This window comes from Clostridium sp. MCC353, assembly GCF_018785315.1.
Lineage (GTDB): Bacteria > Bacillota > Clostridia > Lachnospirales > Lachnospiraceae > CHH4-2.
The window spans coordinates 1-17,520 of sequence record NZ_WQPN01000011.1; the positions used below are offsets into that span (position 1 = coordinate 1).

Annotated in this window: 15 protein-coding genes; 13 read left to right on the forward strand and 2 right to left on the reverse strand. The window is 47.3% G+C overall.

The genetic code is table 11. The features are described from left to right. Positions 1–452 precede the first annotated feature (452 nt). Positions 453–1,376 carry an RluA family pseudouridine synthase gene (locus GPL15_RS02720; protein WP_346344884.1) on the reverse strand — a complete coding sequence of 308 codons (924 nt, stop codon included), beginning with the start codon at positions 1,374–1,376 and terminating at the stop codon, positions 453–455. Positions 1,377–1,482: 106 nt separating this feature from the next. On the opposite strand from GPL15_RS02720, the gene GPL15_RS02725 reads away from it, so the two are divergent. Beyond that, positions 1,483–1,752, forward strand: coding sequence for a U-box domain-containing protein 56 (locus tag GPL15_RS02725; protein WP_215695747.1), 270 nt, complete (start codon positions 1,483–1,485; stop codon positions 1,750–1,752). Between the two features lie 36 nt (positions 1,753–1,788). Here GPL15_RS02725 and GPL15_RS02730 read toward each other — a convergent pair whose 3' ends face one another. Continuing rightward, entirely contained in the window at positions 1,789–3,048 is a 1,260-nt protein-coding gene (locus tag GPL15_RS02730; protein WP_252198058.1) for a DNA polymerase IV, read from the reverse strand. Between the two features lie 315 nt (positions 3,049–3,363). On the opposite strand from GPL15_RS02730, the gene GPL15_RS02735 reads away from it, so the two are divergent. From GPL15_RS02735 to GPL15_RS02790, 12 genes are all read left to right on the forward strand, one after another. Beyond that, complete coding sequence (locus GPL15_RS02735; RefSeq protein ID WP_215695751.1) at positions 3,364–4,617, forward strand: D-alanyl-D-alanine carboxypeptidase family protein; 1,254 nt, start codon at positions 3,364–3,366, stop codon at positions 4,615–4,617. 140 nt (positions 4,618–4,757) lie between these two features. Continuing rightward, positions 4,758–6,212 carry a carboxyl transferase domain-containing protein gene (locus GPL15_RS02740; protein WP_215695753.1) on the forward strand — a complete coding sequence of 485 codons (1,455 nt, stop codon included), beginning with the start codon at positions 4,758–4,760 and terminating at the stop codon, positions 6,210–6,212. A 17-nt stretch (positions 6,213–6,229) separates the two neighbouring features. Continuing rightward, complete coding sequence (locus tag GPL15_RS02745; protein ID WP_215695755.1) at positions 6,230–6,997, forward strand: OadG family transporter subunit; 768 nt, start codon at positions 6,230–6,232, stop codon at positions 6,995–6,997. Between the two features lie 21 nt (positions 6,998–7,018). Continuing rightward, entirely contained in the window at positions 7,019–7,393 is a 375-nt protein-coding gene (locus GPL15_RS02750) for a biotin/lipoyl-containing protein (RefSeq protein WP_215695757.1), read from the forward strand. 42 nt (positions 7,394–7,435) lie between these two features. Beyond that, positions 7,436–8,587 (forward strand): sodium ion-translocating decarboxylase subunit beta, encoded by a 1,152-nt coding sequence (locus GPL15_RS02755; protein WP_215695759.1) that lies wholly within the window; start codon positions 7,436–7,438, stop codon positions 8,585–8,587. Between the two features lie 28 nt (positions 8,588–8,615). Beyond that, positions 8,616–10,028, forward strand: coding sequence for an oxaloacetate decarboxylase subunit alpha (locus GPL15_RS02760; RefSeq protein ID WP_215695761.1), 1,413 nt, complete (start codon positions 8,616–8,618; stop codon positions 10,026–10,028). Positions 10,029–10,121: 93 nt separating this feature from the next. Beyond that, positions 10,122–10,373, forward strand: a complete 252-nt coding sequence (locus tag GPL15_RS02765; RefSeq protein WP_215695763.1) for a Smr/MutS family protein — start codon at positions 10,122–10,124, stop codon at positions 10,371–10,373. 18 nt (positions 10,374–10,391) lie between these two features. Further along, the gene (locus GPL15_RS02770) at positions 10,392–10,901 is read left to right on the forward strand and encodes an NUDIX domain-containing protein (protein ID WP_215695772.1); all 510 of its coding nucleotides are present in this window, start codon (positions 10,392–10,394) and stop codon (positions 10,899–10,901) included. 301 nt (positions 10,902–11,202) lie between these two features. Further along, positions 11,203–13,401: an SH3 domain-containing protein gene (locus GPL15_RS02775; RefSeq protein WP_215695774.1), complete on the forward strand. Its 2,199-nt coding sequence runs from the start codon at positions 11,203–11,205 to the stop codon at positions 13,399–13,401. 22 nt (positions 13,402–13,423) lie between these two features. Beyond that, on the forward strand, positions 13,424–15,163 hold the full coding sequence (locus tag GPL15_RS02780; protein ID WP_215695776.1) for a cadherin-like beta sandwich domain-containing protein: 1,740 nt from the start codon (positions 13,424–13,426) through the stop codon (positions 15,161–15,163). 268 nt (positions 15,164–15,431) lie between these two features. After that, complete coding sequence (locus GPL15_RS02785; RefSeq protein WP_215695778.1) at positions 15,432–16,577, forward strand: amidohydrolase; 1,146 nt, start codon at positions 15,432–15,434, stop codon at positions 16,575–16,577. Between the two features lie 16 nt (positions 16,578–16,593). Further along, complete coding sequence (locus tag GPL15_RS02790) at positions 16,594–17,409, forward strand: MerR family transcriptional regulator (protein ID WP_215695779.1); 816 nt, start codon at positions 16,594–16,596, stop codon at positions 17,407–17,409. Positions 17,410–17,520: the final 111 nt, after the last annotated feature.

The following is a 17,520-nucleotide window of genomic DNA, read 5'->3' on the forward strand; positions in this document are numbered from 1 at the left end:
GCCCGTCTTTTTCTATCCCTGGAGCCTAACTTTCACTAACGGTTTCCAGATGGCTTTCATCCCCGAAGGATTCCCCTTGGTCCGCCCGCATCCAAATATCCAGTCCGTCCCCTCGTCCCGCTTTCCTGCTGGTGTTCTCTGGCGCTGGGGAATTAAATGCCATTTAGCTTTCAGCAGGTGGTTTTTAATATCAAGTTTTTTACATTAACCCTCAAGGCATTTTCGAAAATGGCTTCACCCTTTAATGTAAATGCCCACACCATTTAACATCAACCCTCAAGGCATTTCCGAAAATGCCTTGACCTTTTACTGTTAATCCCCACCTCAATCAAACAATTCCTTGTTTTTCCTATGTTTCTTCCCAATTCCTCTCATCCACGGCCCCCTGCCCCGGATTCCCCGTCTTCATGGCGTCACTCCTGCTAACTCGTTAAATAAAGATTTCCCCCTTTTTATAAAATAAATGCCATATCATCAGGAAGCGGAGCCTCAAAAGACATCTTTTTTCCTGTTACAGGGTGGGCGAAATCCAGGCGGCTGGAGTGGAGGGCCTGTCGTTTTATAAATCGGTAGTCCGGATTATAGAGAAAATCCCCCAACAGGGGATGGCCGATGTATTTCATGTGAACCCGTATCTGGTGGGTCCGGCCCGTGTCCAGATGAAGGCGGAGCAGGGTGCAGTCATATGTTTCATGACAGTGGACCGGCCAGTAATGGGTGCGGGCGAAATCCCCTTTTTCAAAATCCACGCACCGTTCTATGGTAGAACCGTCTGCCCGGGCAATCGGCGCGGTGACCGTGCCTTCCCGGCTGATGCGGCCTTCTGCGATGGCCATATATTCCCTGTGGATCAGCCGCTCTTTTACCATGAAAGAGAGTACCGCCGCGCTCAGCATGTGTTTTGCGATAATCAAAAGCCCGGTGGTATCCCGGTCCAGCCGGTTGATGGCCCGGTATACAAATGGCTCTCCTTTTTCCGCGAAGTAATAAGCCGCCGCATTGGCCAGAGTGTTGTCGTAATTACCCTGGGAAGGGTGGATCGGCATATTGGCAGCCTTATTCACCACCAGAATATCCTCATCTTCATAGACGATATCCAGGGGCAGGCGGCTGGGAACGATATTTTCCGAACTGCCGTCTTCCTTTATTTTAACTGTCAGTTCCTCCCCCTGTTTCAGTTTATGGGTGGTGTAGGCCAGTTTCCCTTCTATTGTCAGTCCCAGATCCGTTTTGCGCAGATGCACGATTAAATTTTTCGAATACCCTCTTTTTCTCAGGAATTCTTCAATTGTCAGGCCATTTTCCGATGAATCTATTGTATAGTTAATTATCTTTTCCATGGTAAAGATTTTAACATGGCCTTTAGTAATTGACAAGGAAATAAACACATGTCATAATCCAAAGTGAATACGGAAACGTGTTCAAAAAATATTTTTAGCTATGCTTTACATCAGATAAAATTTATGAGGGGGAAATGCTAAAATGAACGAAGAATTATATGAATTGCTGGAAACGGAATTTTTGAAATACCGCATTGATGAAGAGGTGGAGGATGTGCTTCTGGAGCTGGCAGAATGCCTGGCCGATTCAGGAAAAACTGGCCAGGAGTGCAGTTACACCGAACGGATCGGCGGCGCTGAACTGACCCTTTACGGAACCTGTGAAGAGGCAGAAGATGATGAGGTGTCCGTATTTGCCCGCGCCTTAAAGATCAATGATGAAGAATATGAAATCAATGATTATCTGCTTTGACCGTTAAGGCCGCGGTGTTTTTGGTTCCTGGTTCTTTCATTGGTGTTTACCGTTTTTATTCAGGTGTTTTGCTTTGCCGGCCGCATGGTCCACGATGGAATCTTTCTGCAGAAAACTGGCCCGTTTTATGATATCGGTGCCGTATTTGCTGCGGAGCTGGTCCACGGTCTTTTCCAAATCCTTCATCTTTTGGGATTGTTCGGTTTCAAACAGGCTCATTTGGCAGTAACTGTTGTCATTAATTTTCGTAGCCCGGACTCCGATCAGACGGACCGGAGTCTGATCCCAGAATTCTTTTAACAGCCGGCAGGCATTCTGATAGATGACCTGGGTGGAATCAGTGGGAGTATCCAGGGTCATCTGATGGGAAATATTTCTGAATTCCCAGTCCTTTAATTCCACACAGATACAACTGCAGAGCACATGCCCGGTCCTGAGCCTGGCTCCTACGGTTTCGCTCAAAGAGAGCAGCACCTGGTTGGCTGTTTCATAGTCGGATACATCCTTTGACAGGGTGATGCTGTTGCCGTACCCTTTATTGACCGGTTCCTTTGCGGCCACCGGATCGTTGTCGATTCCATTGGCGTACTGATGGATCAAGACTGCATATTTATCGCCCAAGAGGGTTTTTAACAGGTTGACGTCATAACCAGCTAATTGTCCGATGGTATGGATCCCTATGCTTTCCATCTTTTTCTGGGCGGAACTTCCAACAAAAAATAGTTCCCTGATGGACAGTGGCCACATCTTTGACGCCACTTCTTCGTAAAAAAGGGTATGGGTGAGATCCGGTTTACGGAAGTCGGATGCCATCTTTGCCAGCAGTTTGTTGGGCGCGATGCCGATATTCACGGTAAAGCCCAATTCATTTTTTATCCGTTCCCGAATCCGGTCCGCCGTATCCAGCGGTCCGCCGAACAGGTGGATGGTTTCGGTCATGTCCAGAAAAGCTTCGTCAATGCTGAATTTCTCAATATCAGGAGTATATTCTTCCAAAATCCGGATTAAATTCTCAGAGTAAGCGGTGTATAATTCAAAATGAGAGGGGACTACCAATAGCTGGGGACATTTTTTCAGAGCCTGGGTGATGGGTTCTCCGGTGGTGACCCCGTATTTTTTTGCAGGGGTGGATTTGGCCAGAATAATTCCGTGACGTTTGGAGGCGTCGCCTCCAACTGCGGACGGGATCAGGCGCAGATCCTGGGCCTGGGGATCCAGGGATAAACGATAAACGGATTCCCAGCTCAAAAATGCCGAATTTACGTCGATATGAAAAATCAAACGGTTATTTTCCAAAATGCCACCTCCTGATAACAAACATTTGTACTCATTATTATAGCGGATTTCCATTTGAAATCCAAGACAGGATGGGGGATAGTGTGAAAAATAATCCTGAGGTCTTATTTTTTACACTCCAATTTGTGCCGGAGCCATAAAGTTGAATTGAAACTGGGAAGCTGAAATTCTCCGCGTGCCTGCGTAACGCAACACATGCGTAACGCAAAATATACGTAGCGCAAAATTTGCACTTCAAAACGCTGCGGCATGGAGGGATAAAATGAAAAATCAGTGAATAGGATGAATTAATGGCAGATTTCAGGATGTGACTGAATGGTACGGAGATTTCCGGTTATATTGATCGTGATGATAATGATATTTGTACAAATTGCTGCATTTCCCTCCTTTGGGGAAGAGGAAGAAGAGAAGCAGAAGGAACTGGGGCTGTATTCCCAGTCAGCGGTTTTAATCGATGGGGATTCCGGCCGCGTTTTATATGGGAAAAATGCCGGACAGCAGAGGCCCATGGCCAGCACCACCAAGATCATGACATGCATCCTGGCGCTGGAACACGGCGGCATGGATGATGTGGTTACCGCTTCTTCCAATGCGGCTTCCCAGCCCAAGGTCCATCTTTCGGTACATAAAGGTGAAGAGTTCCGTTTAGAAGACCTTCTGTATTCCCTGATGCTTGAATCACATAATGATTCTGCGGTCATGATCGCAGAGCATATAGGGGGGAGCGTGGAAGGATTCGCGGCGATGATGAACCAGAAAGCACGGGATTTAGGCTGCGGCGATTCATTTTTCATCACCCCCAACGGGCTGGATGCCAAAATGACTTTGGGAGGAGAGGAAAAGGTCCATTCGACCACCGCCGAAGACCTGAGCCGGATTATGAAATACTGTGTGATGGATTCTCCTAAAAAAGACGATTTCCTTAAAATAACCAGAACCCAGAATTACTATTTTACGGATATCGGAGGTAAGCGGTCTTTTAACTGCATCAACCACAATGCGCTTTTAACCATGATGGACGGCGCCCTATCGGGGAAGACCGGGTTTACCGGAGGGGCCGGTTATTCCTATGTGGGCGCGGTTAGGAAAGATGAGAGAACTTTTATCATCGCTCTGCTGGGATGCGGGTGGCCGCCTCATAAAACTTATAAATGGTCCGATGCCAGAACGCTGTTCCAATACGGGCTGGATCATTACCAATACAGGGATGTATTTCAGGAAACACCTTTAAAGCCTGTGACCGTTTCCATGGGCATACCGGAAAACGGGGACATCAGTAAGGATCCGGAGTGCGGGCTTTCCCTCTTGTTAAAACCGGAAGAAAAAGTGCTGAATCTGTTGATGAATGAGCAAGAGCAGGTGGACATATCCTGGCAGCTTCCTAAGGAATTGAAGGCGCCGGTCTATGCCGGGACTCCGGTGGGAAGCGTTGCCTACAGCCTCAATGGAGAGTGCGTAAAGGTATATCCGGTTTATGCGTGCAGCACAATTGATAAGATAAATTTTAAGTGGTGTCTGAATAAAATTATAAATTCACTGTTAAGCGGTTTTACCTGTCCGGAATTTTAGAATATTTAACCAAAAATCACTTGATATTTTGCAGGAATCGTTATACAATTATAATCGGCAGAAATTGGATTTACTGTGGGGTCGTTTCGTTAATAACGTGACAATCACCATCAAAATATTTAAAAATGGAGGACTGCAAAATGAGTAATTCAGCACAATCATCAGCAAGTAACAGAATTAATTCTTTACTTGATGAGAACAGTTTTGTTGAAGTTGGGGCTTATGTTACTGCTAGAAGCACTGATTTTAACATGACAGCACAAGAAACACCTGCTGACGGTGTAGTAACCGGTTATGGTACCATCGAAGGCAACCTTGTGTATGTGTACAGCCAGGATGCATCCGTTTTAGGCGGATCATTGGGCGAGATGCACGCAAAAAAAATCTCCAATATCTATGCATTGGCAATGAAGATGGGGGCGCCGGTAGTCGGACTGATCGACTGCGCAGGTTTACGTTTACAGGAGGCAACCGATGCTCTTAACGGTTTCGGCGGGCTTTATCTGAACCAGACCATGGCATCCGGAGTTATTCCTCAGATTTCAGCTATTTTCGGTACATGCGGCGGCGGCATGGCAGTATCGGCCGCTATCACGGATTTTACTTTTATGGAAGAGAAAAAGGGCAGATTATTCGTAAACTCACCGAATGCGATTGATGATAATTACACAGAGAAGTGTAATACCGCATCCGCAGCGTTCCAGAGTGAAGAAGTGGGCCTTGTGGACTTTACAGGAGATGAAGCCTCCATATTAAACCAGATCAGAGCTCTGGTTTCAATTCTTCCTGCCAACAATGAAGATGATATGTCCTATGATGAATGCAATGATGATTTAAACCGGGTATGCGAAGGCCTTGAAAACTGCGCCGGAGATACGGGACTTGCATTGACCATGATTTCAGATGATAACTTCTTTATGGAAGTAAAAGCTGCTTATGAGCCATCCATGGTTACCGGCTTTATCCGTTTAAATGGTACAACCGTTGGCTGTGTGGCAAACCGCAGTGAAAAGTTTGATGAAAAAGGTGATAAGGCTGCAGAATATGATGCTGTGCTGACATCCAGAGGATGTAAGAAAGCGGCGGATTTTGTGGCATTTTGTGATGCGTTCAATATTCCTCTGTTAACCCTTGTTAACGTTAAGGGATATGCTGCAACCAAGTGCAGTGAAAAGAATATAGCAAAAGCGGCAGGCCGTCTGACCTATGCATTTGCTAATGCCAGCGTTCCTAAGGTGACTGTGATTGCAGGCGAAGCTTATGGAACCGCATATTTAACCATGAACAGCAAAGCGATCGGCGCTGATATCGTTTATGCATGGCCTAATGCGGCAATCGGCATGATGGATGCGGCGGCAGCGGTTAAGATCATGTATGCGGATGAGATCGGCAAAGCGGATAACGGCGCAGCTCTCATTCAGGAGAAGGCAGCTCAGTATCAGGAACTGCAGTCAAGCGCTCTCGCAGCAGCTAAGAGAGGATATGTGGATGACATTGTAAATCCGGAAGACACCAGAAAGAGAGTGATCGCAGCATTTGAAATGTTATTCACAAAGAGAGAGGATCGTCCAAGTAAAAAACATGGTACGGTTTAGAATGAGGTGACAGGTATATGAAACTGAAAATAAAACGAGTAATGTTAGCATTATGCATGGTAACCTGCCTCTTTTTATCCGCCTGCAGCACGGCTGTAACTGATGATAGTACTGCTGTAGATCCGGCGCTGGCGACTACGCTGGACCAGATCTCCAGGGACACGATTTCACAGTTTGCTACTATGACTGACGAGCAGTATGCTATGACTTTGTCACAGGCAGAAAAATCAGGATACACGGCTATGGCTTCCGGTCTTACATCCTGGAAGAGCATTAAGGATGAACTGGGTGGGTTTGTATCTGTGGACAGTACCGAAGTCAGAAAGACTGATGACGGGTATGTCATTGATGTAAGCGCTACATTTGAAAAACGTGAACTAGTAGTCGGCATCGGAATTAATGAAGAGATATCTGAATATACGTCCATGTCATTTTCCCCTGTTTATACGACTGGTGAGAATATGACAAAAGCAGGAATGAATACTCTGATGGGTATGGGTACTGTATTTATCGTTTTAATCTTTATCAGCCTTTTGATCGGATGCTTCAAGTTTATCAATGCATTTGAGCAGAAGATGAAAAAGAATGCCCAGAAAGAACCTGCAGCATTACCGGCGCCAACCCCTGTTCAGACAGCTCCTGTTGAAGAAGAGGAACTGGTGGACGATCTGGAACTGGTAGCAGTCATAACAGCCGCTATTGCAGCATCGGCTAATACATCTGCAGACGGCCTGGTAGTGCGTTCGATCAGAAGAGCGCCGTCAGCGAAATGGAAAAAAGCTTAATCTATTAGGAGGATTATCATCATGAAAAATTATACAATTACAGTTAATGGTAATGTTTATGAAGTAACCGTAGAAGAGGGTACAGGCAGCGCGGCAGCGGCAGCTCCGGCAGCAGCGCCTAAGGCAGCTCCAAAAGCGGCTGCACCGAAAGCAGCGCCTAAGGCAGCAGCAGGCGCAGCAGGTTCCGTAATCGTATCCGCTCCAATGCCGGGCAAGATCCTTGCAGTAAAAGCAAGCGCCGGACAGGCTGTTAAGAAAGGTGAAGTACTGCTTGTTTTGGAAGCAATGAAGATGGAAAATGAAATCGTAGCTCCTCAGGATGGAACGGTTGCTAGTATTAATGTAGCAGTAGGCGATTCAGTAGAAGCAGGCGCAACAATTGCTACATTAAACTAGGAATGATGCGATTTAGCGCAGATTCCGGATGGAGGGATTAAGATGGATTATATAACAACAACATTCACAAACCTTCTTCAGCAGACAGCATTTTTAAACCTGACAGGTGGAAACCTGATTATGATAGGTGTGGCGTGTATCTTTTTATACCTGGCGATTAAAAAAGGGTTTGAACCGCTGCTTCTGGTACCAATTGCATTTGGTATGCTGTTAGTCAATATCTATCCTGAGATTATGGCTAGCCCTGAAGAGACTTCAAACGGTGTGGGTGGTCTGCTTCATTATTTCTACTTATTAGATGAATGGAGTATATTGCCTTCCCTGATTTTCATGGGTGTTGGTGCGATGACAGACTTCGGTCCGCTGATCGCCAACCCTAAGAGCTTCCTGCTGGGTGCAGCAGCTCAGTTTGGTATTTATTCCGCATATTTTTTGGCAATTTTCATGGGATTCAACGACAAGGCGGCAGCAGCTATCTCCATCATCGGTGGTGCGGACGGCCCTACTTCCATTTTCCTGGCAGGCAAACTGGGACAGGTTGAATTCATGGGACCGATTGCCGTAGCGGCATATTCCTATATGGCCCTGGTTCCGATTATCCAGCCGCCGATTATGAAGTTATTCACTACGGAAAAAGAGCGTAAGATTAAGATGGAGCAGTTAAGACCTGTTTCCAAACTGGAAAAAATCCTGTTCCCGATTATCGTTACCATCGTGGTATGTATGATTCTTCCGTCCACAGCTCCGCTGGTTGGTATGCTCATGCTCGGTAACCTGTTCAGAGAATCCGGCGTAGTTAAGCAGTTGTCAGAGACAGCTTCCAACGCGTTAATGTACATTGTAGTTATCCTTCTGGGTACATCCGTTGGTGCTACTACAAGTGCGGAAGCTTTCTTAAAGGTTACTACTTTGAAGATCGTTGCCCTTGGACTGATTGCATTTGCAGTTGGTACGGCAGCAGGCGTTCTCTTCGGCAAGCTGATGTGTCTGGCAACCGGAGGAAAGGTAAACCCATTGATTGGTTCTGCCGGCGTATCCGCAGTTCCTATGGCAGCGCGTGTGTCCCAGAAAGTGGGTTCTGAAGCAGATCCTACAAACTTCCTTCTGATGCATGCGATGGGACCAAACGTAGCAGGCGTTATCGGTACGGCCGTAGCGGCAGGTACCTTTATGGCAATCTTTGGAGTGAGATAAATTTCGAATTATTATAGGAGGTAACATAATGGCAGAGATAGAGAAAAGACCGGTTAAGATTGTGGAAACCGTCCTTCGTGACGCCCATCAGTCTTTGCTGGCAACCAGAATGACGACAGAGCAGATGCTTCCGATCGTTGATAAGATGGATCAGGTTGGCTACTTCGCAGTGGAATGCTGGGGCGGCGCTACATTTGATTCATGCCTTCGTTTCTTAAAGGAAGATCCATGGATCAGACTCAGAAAATTAAGAGACGGATTTAAAAATACAAAGTTACAGATGCTGTTCAGAGGACAGAATATTCTGGGTTATAATCACTATGCTGACGATGTGGTTGAATATTTCGTTCAGAAATCAATCGCCAACGGTATTGATATTATCAGAATTTTCGACTGTCTGAACGATATCCGCAACCTTCAGACAGCGGTGAAAGCCGCCAACAGAGAAAAAGGACATGCCCAGGTAGCTCTTTGCTATACATTGGGAGACGCCTATACTCTGGATTATTGGAAGAACATTGCAAGAGAGATCGAAGATATGGGCGCAGATTCCATCTGTATCAAGGATATGGCAGGTCTGTTGACCCCATTTAAGGCAGAGGAACTGGTTTCTGCATTAAAAGCATCCACCAAACTTCCGATTGATCTTCATACACACTATACATCCGGCGTTGCTTCCATGACATATTTAAAGGCTGTAGAAGCAGGCTGCGACATCATTGATACTGCAATGTCACCTCTTGCTCTGGGTACCAGCCAGCCTGCAACAGAAGTTATGGTTGAGACCTTCAAGGGCACCCCATATGATACGGGATGCAACCAGCAGCTTCTGGCTGAGATCTGCGAATACTTCACTCCAATCCGTGAAGAAGCATTGAAGAGCGGACGTTTAAGCCCCAAAATGCTGGGTGTGGACATCAAAACGCTTCAGTATCAGGTTCCCGGCGGTATGCTTTCCAACCTGCTTGGCCAGTTAAAAGAAGCAGGCCAGGAAGACAAGTTTACAACTGTTTTGGAAGAAGTTCCGAAAGTGCGTAAAGACTTCGGCGAGCCGCCACTGGTAACTCCTTCTTCCCAGATCGTAGGTACCCAGGCTGTGCTTAACGTTATCAGCGGAGAACGCTATAAGATGGTAACAAAAGAGTCCAAGAAGATCCTTATGGGTGAATTCGGACAGACAGTTAAACCATTTAACCCAGAGGTTCAGAAGAAGGTTATCGGAGATGAAACACCGATCACCTGCAGACCTGCAGATCTGATCCCGGCTCAGCTTCCTCAGTTTGAAAAGGAATGCGCGCAGTGGAAACAGCAGGACGAAGATGTATTGTCCTATGCTCTGTTCCCGGCCGTAGCAAAAGAATTCTTCCAGTACAGAGAAGCGCAGCAGTCAAAGATTGATCCGGCGGCGGCTGATACAAAAAGCAAAGCCTATCCGGTATAATAAGTGATAAAACGGCCGGCCTGCGGTCATAAAACGCAGGGTCCGGCTGTTTTTTGAGTTAAAATGAAGGGAAAATGTACTGCGGAGGAATTTATGAATACGGGAATCATAGAAGTGGATCTCCATGGCTTAAATGTGGAAGAGGCCAAAAACTGTATTGATAAACAACTGAAACTGGCCGGTAAAAGTGTTTACCGGCTCCGGCTGATCCATGGATATCATGGCGGTACGGGAATTAAGTCCATGATTTCAGAAGAATACGGCTATGGCAGGGAAGAAAAGGTATTGAGGATGGAAGGCGGCTGGAATCAGGGAATTACAGAGCTGGTTTTAAGAGAATTATAGAGAATCGAGAGAGCTGATATGAAATTTACATATTGTCCGGACTGCGGAACGAAATTAATTGAAAAAGAGATCGGTGATGAAGGACTGGTGCCATACTGCCAGGTTTGCAAAAGGCCATGGTTTCCATTATCCTACACCTGCACGATCACTCTGGTGGTAAATGAGGAAAAAGAAATCGCCCTGATCCGCCAGGGATATGTATCAGAGACGAATTATGTGTGCATTGCCGGTTACATGAAGCCGGGTGAGAGCGGGGAAATGACAGCGGCCAGGGAAGTGGAAGAGGAACTGGGGCTGAAACCATATAAAGTAACATATGTAAACAGCTATCCCTTTGAAAAGAAGGATATGCTGATGCTGGGATTCGCTGCCAGGGTAAACAAAGCGGAATTTCACATTTCACAAGAGGTGGACAAGGCGAAGTGGTTTGCCTATGAAGAGGCTGTAAAAAAGCTCAGGCCAGGCAGTATTGCGCTGCAGCTATGCAAAGAGGGTTACCGGCTGATTGAAGAAGAGGAACGGTCATAATTTAAAACTTTCTTACAAAATATACCAATTATGTGAACTTTTTTTGATTTTGTTGACAGGGTATAACGTTTTTCATTATAATGGGTTTAATGCCATAAATGGAAAGATTATGTAACTTAAAGTAACAGTTCCGACGGCGGGAAAATTGATAAAAAAAGCAGCGTCAAGCTTGCCTGTAAGCAGCTTTCTTTATCGATATTCACACCGGATGGATATTCGATGCTTCTTGACCAGTTCTTCCGGTCAAGGAGATAAGCCGTGTGAACTGTTACAACTTAAAATGGCACATAGGAGAAAATACATGAAAAAGTTAAGATACATAAGGGGAGCCGCACTGGCGCTGGCTTTGGCATTCAGTGCGAATACGGTACTCTGCGCAATTAAGCCCCCCATGGTGAGTTATGCCTATACTCCGCGGAGCGCCTCGGTCAATGCCTCCAATTTGAACGTGAGAAGCGGTCCCGGAACCTCTTATTCTTCGGTTGCCAAATTGTCAAAGGGTACGGCCATCACTGTAATTGGAGAAAAGAATGCTTCAGACGGAGCCTTATGGTATGAAATCCGTTTTTCGGCCAGCAATGGGGCTGAGAAAACCGGTTATGTCCTCAACAGTTATGTGAAATTTCCGGTTACCTATACTTCGGATCAGGATTTCGAATCCTATCTGACCAGTCAGGGATTTCCGGAAAGTTATAAAAATGGATTAAGACAGCTTCATGCCCAGTATCCTCAATGGGTATTTACGGCCCAGCACACCAACCTGGACTGGGAAACCGTGATACAGAATGAGGCGGTGGTGGGCAGGAATCTTGTACATAAAGACAGCATTTCATCCTGGAAGTCGGTTGCCGACGGCGCTTATAATTGGGACAGCAGTTCCTGGCCCGGATTTGACACTTCATCCTGGGTGGCGGCATCAGAAGGGATCATCCGCTACTATATGGATCCCAGGAATTTCCTGGATGAAACCTATGTTTTTCAATTTTTGTCTCAAAGCTATGATGCGTCGGCCCATACAAAGGAGGGGCTGGAGCTTATGGTGGCCGGCACATTCCTGTCGGGCACAGCGTCGGCAGGATCGGGGAATCCCGGCAGCTCGGGAGGTTCCGGCAATTCGGGAACTTCCGGCGGAAGTTCCTATGGACCGGGAGGTTCCTCCTCCGGAGGCGGCCAGTCCTCGTCCGGCAGCAGTTACGGGCCGGGTGTTTCGCCGGGAATCTCCGGTTCGTCCGGTTCCCCCGGAACGTCAGGGTCATCCGGAACGTCGGGTTCTCCTGGAACGGTATCCGGGTCCTCGGGCAAAGACGGAGTCCGATTTGAAGAACCGACCAAAGGGAACAGCTCAGATATCAGTCTTGGGCCTCCCCAGGCATCGATCAGCAGAAAATACGTGGATGTGGTGACCACTTCAATCGGTCCGGGCATGTCTCCGGGCATGGGCAGTTCAAGCCCGGGCAGCGGCGGTTCGGGACCGGGGAGTCCGGGGGATAATTCCGGATCAGGAAGCCCGCCTTCCTCAGGCAGCAATTCCTATGTGGACATTATCATGAACGCAGGAGCCCAGTCAGGGGTTAATCCCTATGTTCTGGCAGCCATGATCATTCAGGAGCAGGGAAAGGGCGGAACCAGCGATTCCATATCCGGCAGATGTTCTGGTTATGAAGGATATTATAATTTCTTTAATATAGAAGCTTATGCGTCCGGCAGCATGACTCCGGTTCAGAGAGGGTTGTGGTATGCGTCCCAATCAGGCAATTACGGGCGTCCGTGGAACAGCCCGGAAGCCGCGATTTTGGGCGGATCTACTTATTATGGCAACAATTATGTAAAAGTAGGCCAGGATACGTTCTATTTGAAAAAGTTCAACGTTCAGGGAAGCAATCTGTATAAGCATCAGTATATGACCAATGTACAGGGGGCGGCGTCGGAAGCAGCCTTATATGCCAGCGCGTACAGTTCGGAGCTGAAGAAGTCGGCTTTGGAATTTAAAATTCCTGTGTTCAGGAACATGCCTGCGGATGCCAGTCCAAAACCGAACGTGGACGGAAGCCCGAACAATAAGCTGTCGGGACTGGGAGTGAACGGGTTCTCGCTGACCCCTACCTTCAATAAAGACACGACAGAATATGATTTGATTGTTTCGCCGTCCGTATCCCAGATTACGGTCAATGCAACGGCAATTCATTCTGCGGCCAGCATTAGCGGATCAGGCACAATACAGCTTCAGGCCGGAAACAATGATATCAGAATTGCAGTAACGGCTCAAAATGGTACGGTAAGAGAATATATCATCCGTGTGGTGAGACAGGACGGAGGACCTACGGGTGACGGCTCTGTAAACAACGGAGTTTCAGATCCAAACGGCGGGCCAGGCGGTTCATCAGGCCCAGGACCGGGTCCGGGGTCAGGTCCCGGATCAGGTTCCGGATCAGGTTCCGGCATATCCACAGGCGGCACGCCGGGGGGCAGTGATGTAGTAGTGATCAGTCCGGCCGGATAACTAAGGAAAAATAGGAGAAATTATGAACAGAAATGGATTAAAACGGATAAAAGCCGCTGCAGTTCTGATTGCAGTTCTGCTTATGATGAATGTACAGATGCTGACCGCTTTTGCGGCAACGGCTCGGATTGCATTTTCAGATCCTACGGTTAAAGTGGGAGATGAAGTCAGCGTTACCATGAAGATAACCACCGGTGACGGACAACTGGGCAAAGCGGATGTGATGCTGGCTTACGATTCCAGCATGCTGGAGTTTGTGAGCGGTACGGAGGCCAGCGGCGGCGCTGGCTCCATAAAGGTATCAGGCGCTTCAGACACATCTAAACCGGCAGAGATGAAATTTACATTAAAATTCAAAGCCAAACAGGCAGGAAAAGCAAAAATAACGGTCAGTGACCAGGAAATATACGATTTGGACGGCCAGGCTGTCACTGTGAACCAGCAGGGAAGTTCCGCGGTCACCATTACGCCGCTGGCCACGTATTCGAAAGAAGCTTCTCTGGCATCTCTTCAGATATCGCCCGGGACATTGACACCGGAATTTTCTGCGGACGTGGAAGAATATACGGCTACGGTAGGCGGCGATGTGGATAAAATTATCGTAAGCGCGCCGTCCTCAGATTCCAAGGCAAAAGTGGTGATTTCCGGCAATGATAACCTTCAGCCGGGTGAGAATAAAATTGTCTGCAAAGTGACTGCTGAAGATGGAGAGACAGTAAAGAATTACACGATAACTGTAACGAAGACAGAAGGATCCCAGCCTTCCGGCCAGCCGGGCACGGCGCCTGCTGACGGGGTTAAGGTTCAGACAATCGCTAAGTCTGTAACAATTGTTCCGCTTGACGCGGACGTCAAAGTTCCTGCCGGTTTGGTTGAGAACTCTCTGACTATCAATGGTGAAAAAGTTCAGGGTTGGATTGCCGAAGGAGAAGGTCAGCAGGAATACTGTGTTGTTTATGCGGTAAATGCGGACGGAGAAAAGAATTTCTACCGCTATGACCTGAAAGAACGCACGATGCAGCGGTATTTTGACGCGGCGTCAGGAGCAAAGCAGGATGTGCTGAGCCAGATTGAGGATTATAATCAGCTTGTACATGATTATGATATGCGGTTCATCATTATCATGGCGTTGATCGGAGTCTGTGTCGTATTATTTATCATTATTCTGGTTCTCCTGTTCAAGCGGGGCGGACATAACGGTCCATATGATGATGACGATGAAGACATGGAAGATGATGAGGATAAGGAACTTTTCGGAAGACGGGTTTCGAAAGAAGAGCGGTATCTGAGAGGTTTGGAGGCAGAAGAGGAAGAGGCTCTTGCCAGGGAAGAGGAACGTTTGGAACGGGAACTGTCCGGCAAGGCTGTACCGTCTGCAAGAACGGCTGGGGCCGGAAAAGACGGTGCGCCGGCAAGGGCGGCACAGGCTGGTAAAGGCGGCGCGCCGGAGCAGGCTGGAAAGACGGCACAGGCTGGTAAAGGCGCTGCGCCGGCACAGAACGGGAAAACGGCAGCGGCTGGCAGAGGCGGTGCGTCAGCGCAGTCTGGGAAGGCGGTTTCGTCTGAAAGAGGCGGTGCGTCAGCGCAGGCTGGGAAAACGGCTGCGTCTGAAAGAGGCGGTGCGTCAGTGCAGTCCGGGAAGACGGCTGCTGTTAAGGCTGTTCCCTCTGGAAAATCAATGAAGGCAGTTCCTGCCGGAAGACCGGTTTCACAGCCGGCCGTGGAGGACGATGATGATGATTTTGAGATTCTGGACATCTAAATAAACATATTTACAAAAACGGATTTCAGGGCCTTTAGGCTGCTGGATTCCGTTTTTGTCGGTTATGAATCGTAATAGTTCTGACGGCAGATATTCTTGAATGAGCAAATCGGTCAAGAGGCATTGAAGCTCCATCCCTTGTGAAAAGTGATATAGAAAGATGCTTACAAGCGGGAATGACGCTGCTTTTTTATCAATTGCCCCGATGTCTGAACGTTTACTGGAAATGAAAGATTATGGTATTTACAGTCTAAAGGAGGATTTTAGTATGCTATGTATTAAAAATGGTTTGATTCACGATGCGGTAAAGGAAGAACCCTTTCAGGCGGATATTTTTATTGATGGCGGGAAGATCGTCAGAATCGGCAGCGGTCTGGATCTGCCGGATGGAACAGAGGTTTTAGATGCAGATGGTTTGGAGATTTATCCGGGATTTGTTGAAGCCCATTGTCATTTGGGGCTGGATGGTTACGGTATTGGATTTGAAGGTCAGGATTATAATGAAATGAATGATATTTTATCTCCTCAGTTGAGGGGGATTGACAGCTTCAATCCCATGGATCCGTCTGTAAAAATGGCTGCGGAAGCAGGGATAACCTGTGTGGCCACCGGCCCCGGAAGCTCTAATGTGCTGGGCGGCACATTTATCGCTGTTAAAACATCCGGAAAGCGTGTGGACGATATGATCATCAAAGATCCGGTGGCCATGAAATGCGCATTTGGTGAAAATCCGAAACGGAGATACAAGGACAAGAACAACTATGCGCGTATGTCTACCGCTTCAAAACTGCGTGAAATGCTTTTAAAAGCCAGGGATTATAAAGAAAGACTGGAAGCAGCCGGGGACGATGCATTAAAAAGACCGGCTTACGATATGAAGCTGGAGGCACTGCTTCCTGTATTGAACCGGGAAATTCCATTGAAGGCCCATGCCCATCAGGCCAATGACATTTTTACGGCAATCAGGATTGCAAGGGAATTCGATGTAAAACTTACATTGGAACATTGTACAGAAGGCCATATGATTGTGGATGAGCTTTCAAAGGAAGATTATCCTATGGCAGTAGGTCCATCTCTGACACATGCTACGAAGTTTGAACTTCAAAACAAATCATTTACCACACCGGGAGTTTTGGCGGCTGCGGGCTGTCAGGTTTCAATTATCACGGATTCTCCGGTGATTCCGCAGCAGTATCTGCCTCTTTGTGCGGGCCTGGCCGTAAAGGCGGGTATGGAACCATTTGAAGCCCTTAAAGCGATTACAATCAATGCGGCCAGACACATTGGCGTTGAAAACCGGGTTGGTTCAATTGAGTGCGGCAAGGATGCCGATCTGGTAATCACAGACGGTTCGCCTTTTGAGGTGGCCACCAACGTGTATCATGTTTTAATTGATGGAAAACGGATTAAATAAACCGGGGTCAGAATATATGGAGTATAGAATTGGAGTGGTTTCAAAGCTTCTCGGGATATCTGCTGAGGGTTTAAGGCTGTACGAAAGAGAAGGAATTTTAAATTCCAGACGGGAGGAAGGCGGGGGATACCGCCTTTACGGCCATCTGGATATCACCGCGCTGATGCGGGCCAGATCCTATCATAATTCCGGTTTTTCATTAAAAGAGACGGAATATCTGATCAACACCAGCGATGTGAAAGGGGTTCTGGAAAGTTATCGGAAACGGCAGGAGGATTTGGAGCAGGAAATTGCGGTAAAACAGAAGATGCTTGAATACATGAAGGAAATCCATTCTCTGTCCGAGCGCATTGCTGCAGATTTGTGGTGTATCCGAAAGGAAAAGCGGCCGGAAATGTACCGTTTTGAGTTTATGGACGGAGACCGCTTAATCATTGGCCCGGAAAAATACGAAGAATTTCAAACATGGGTGAATCTTGCGCCATTTGCATTTCCAGCTCAGCGGAATGATTGGAAGGCTGTTTTAAATGGAGAGGATCACAGCATTTCCGCTTTAGGCATTTTTGGTAAGGATGCTGAATTTCTGGGGATTGGAGAGAGGGAAGGAATTGTCAGGCATCCTCCCTGTGAATGTTTATATACGGTTGTTAAACTTGAAGGCGAAGAGGCGCTATCATATCAGTATCTGAACCATCTGGTTGAATATGTAAAAAATAATCATATCCATGTTGTGGGAGATCCCATTGCACGGACGTTTTTATCCATGAATAAACGGGAAAATTATACCAGGTACAGGCAGATTTGGGTTCCGGTGGAGGAAAGCTTTATTTAGTTGATTAGTGAAAGTAACGCCATGAATCCAAGGAATGGGGACGGACGGGGGTGGAAGCCTGCTTGGAGGTTTGACGCCGGGCGGAGCGGAATCCGTTGGCGATGAAAACCG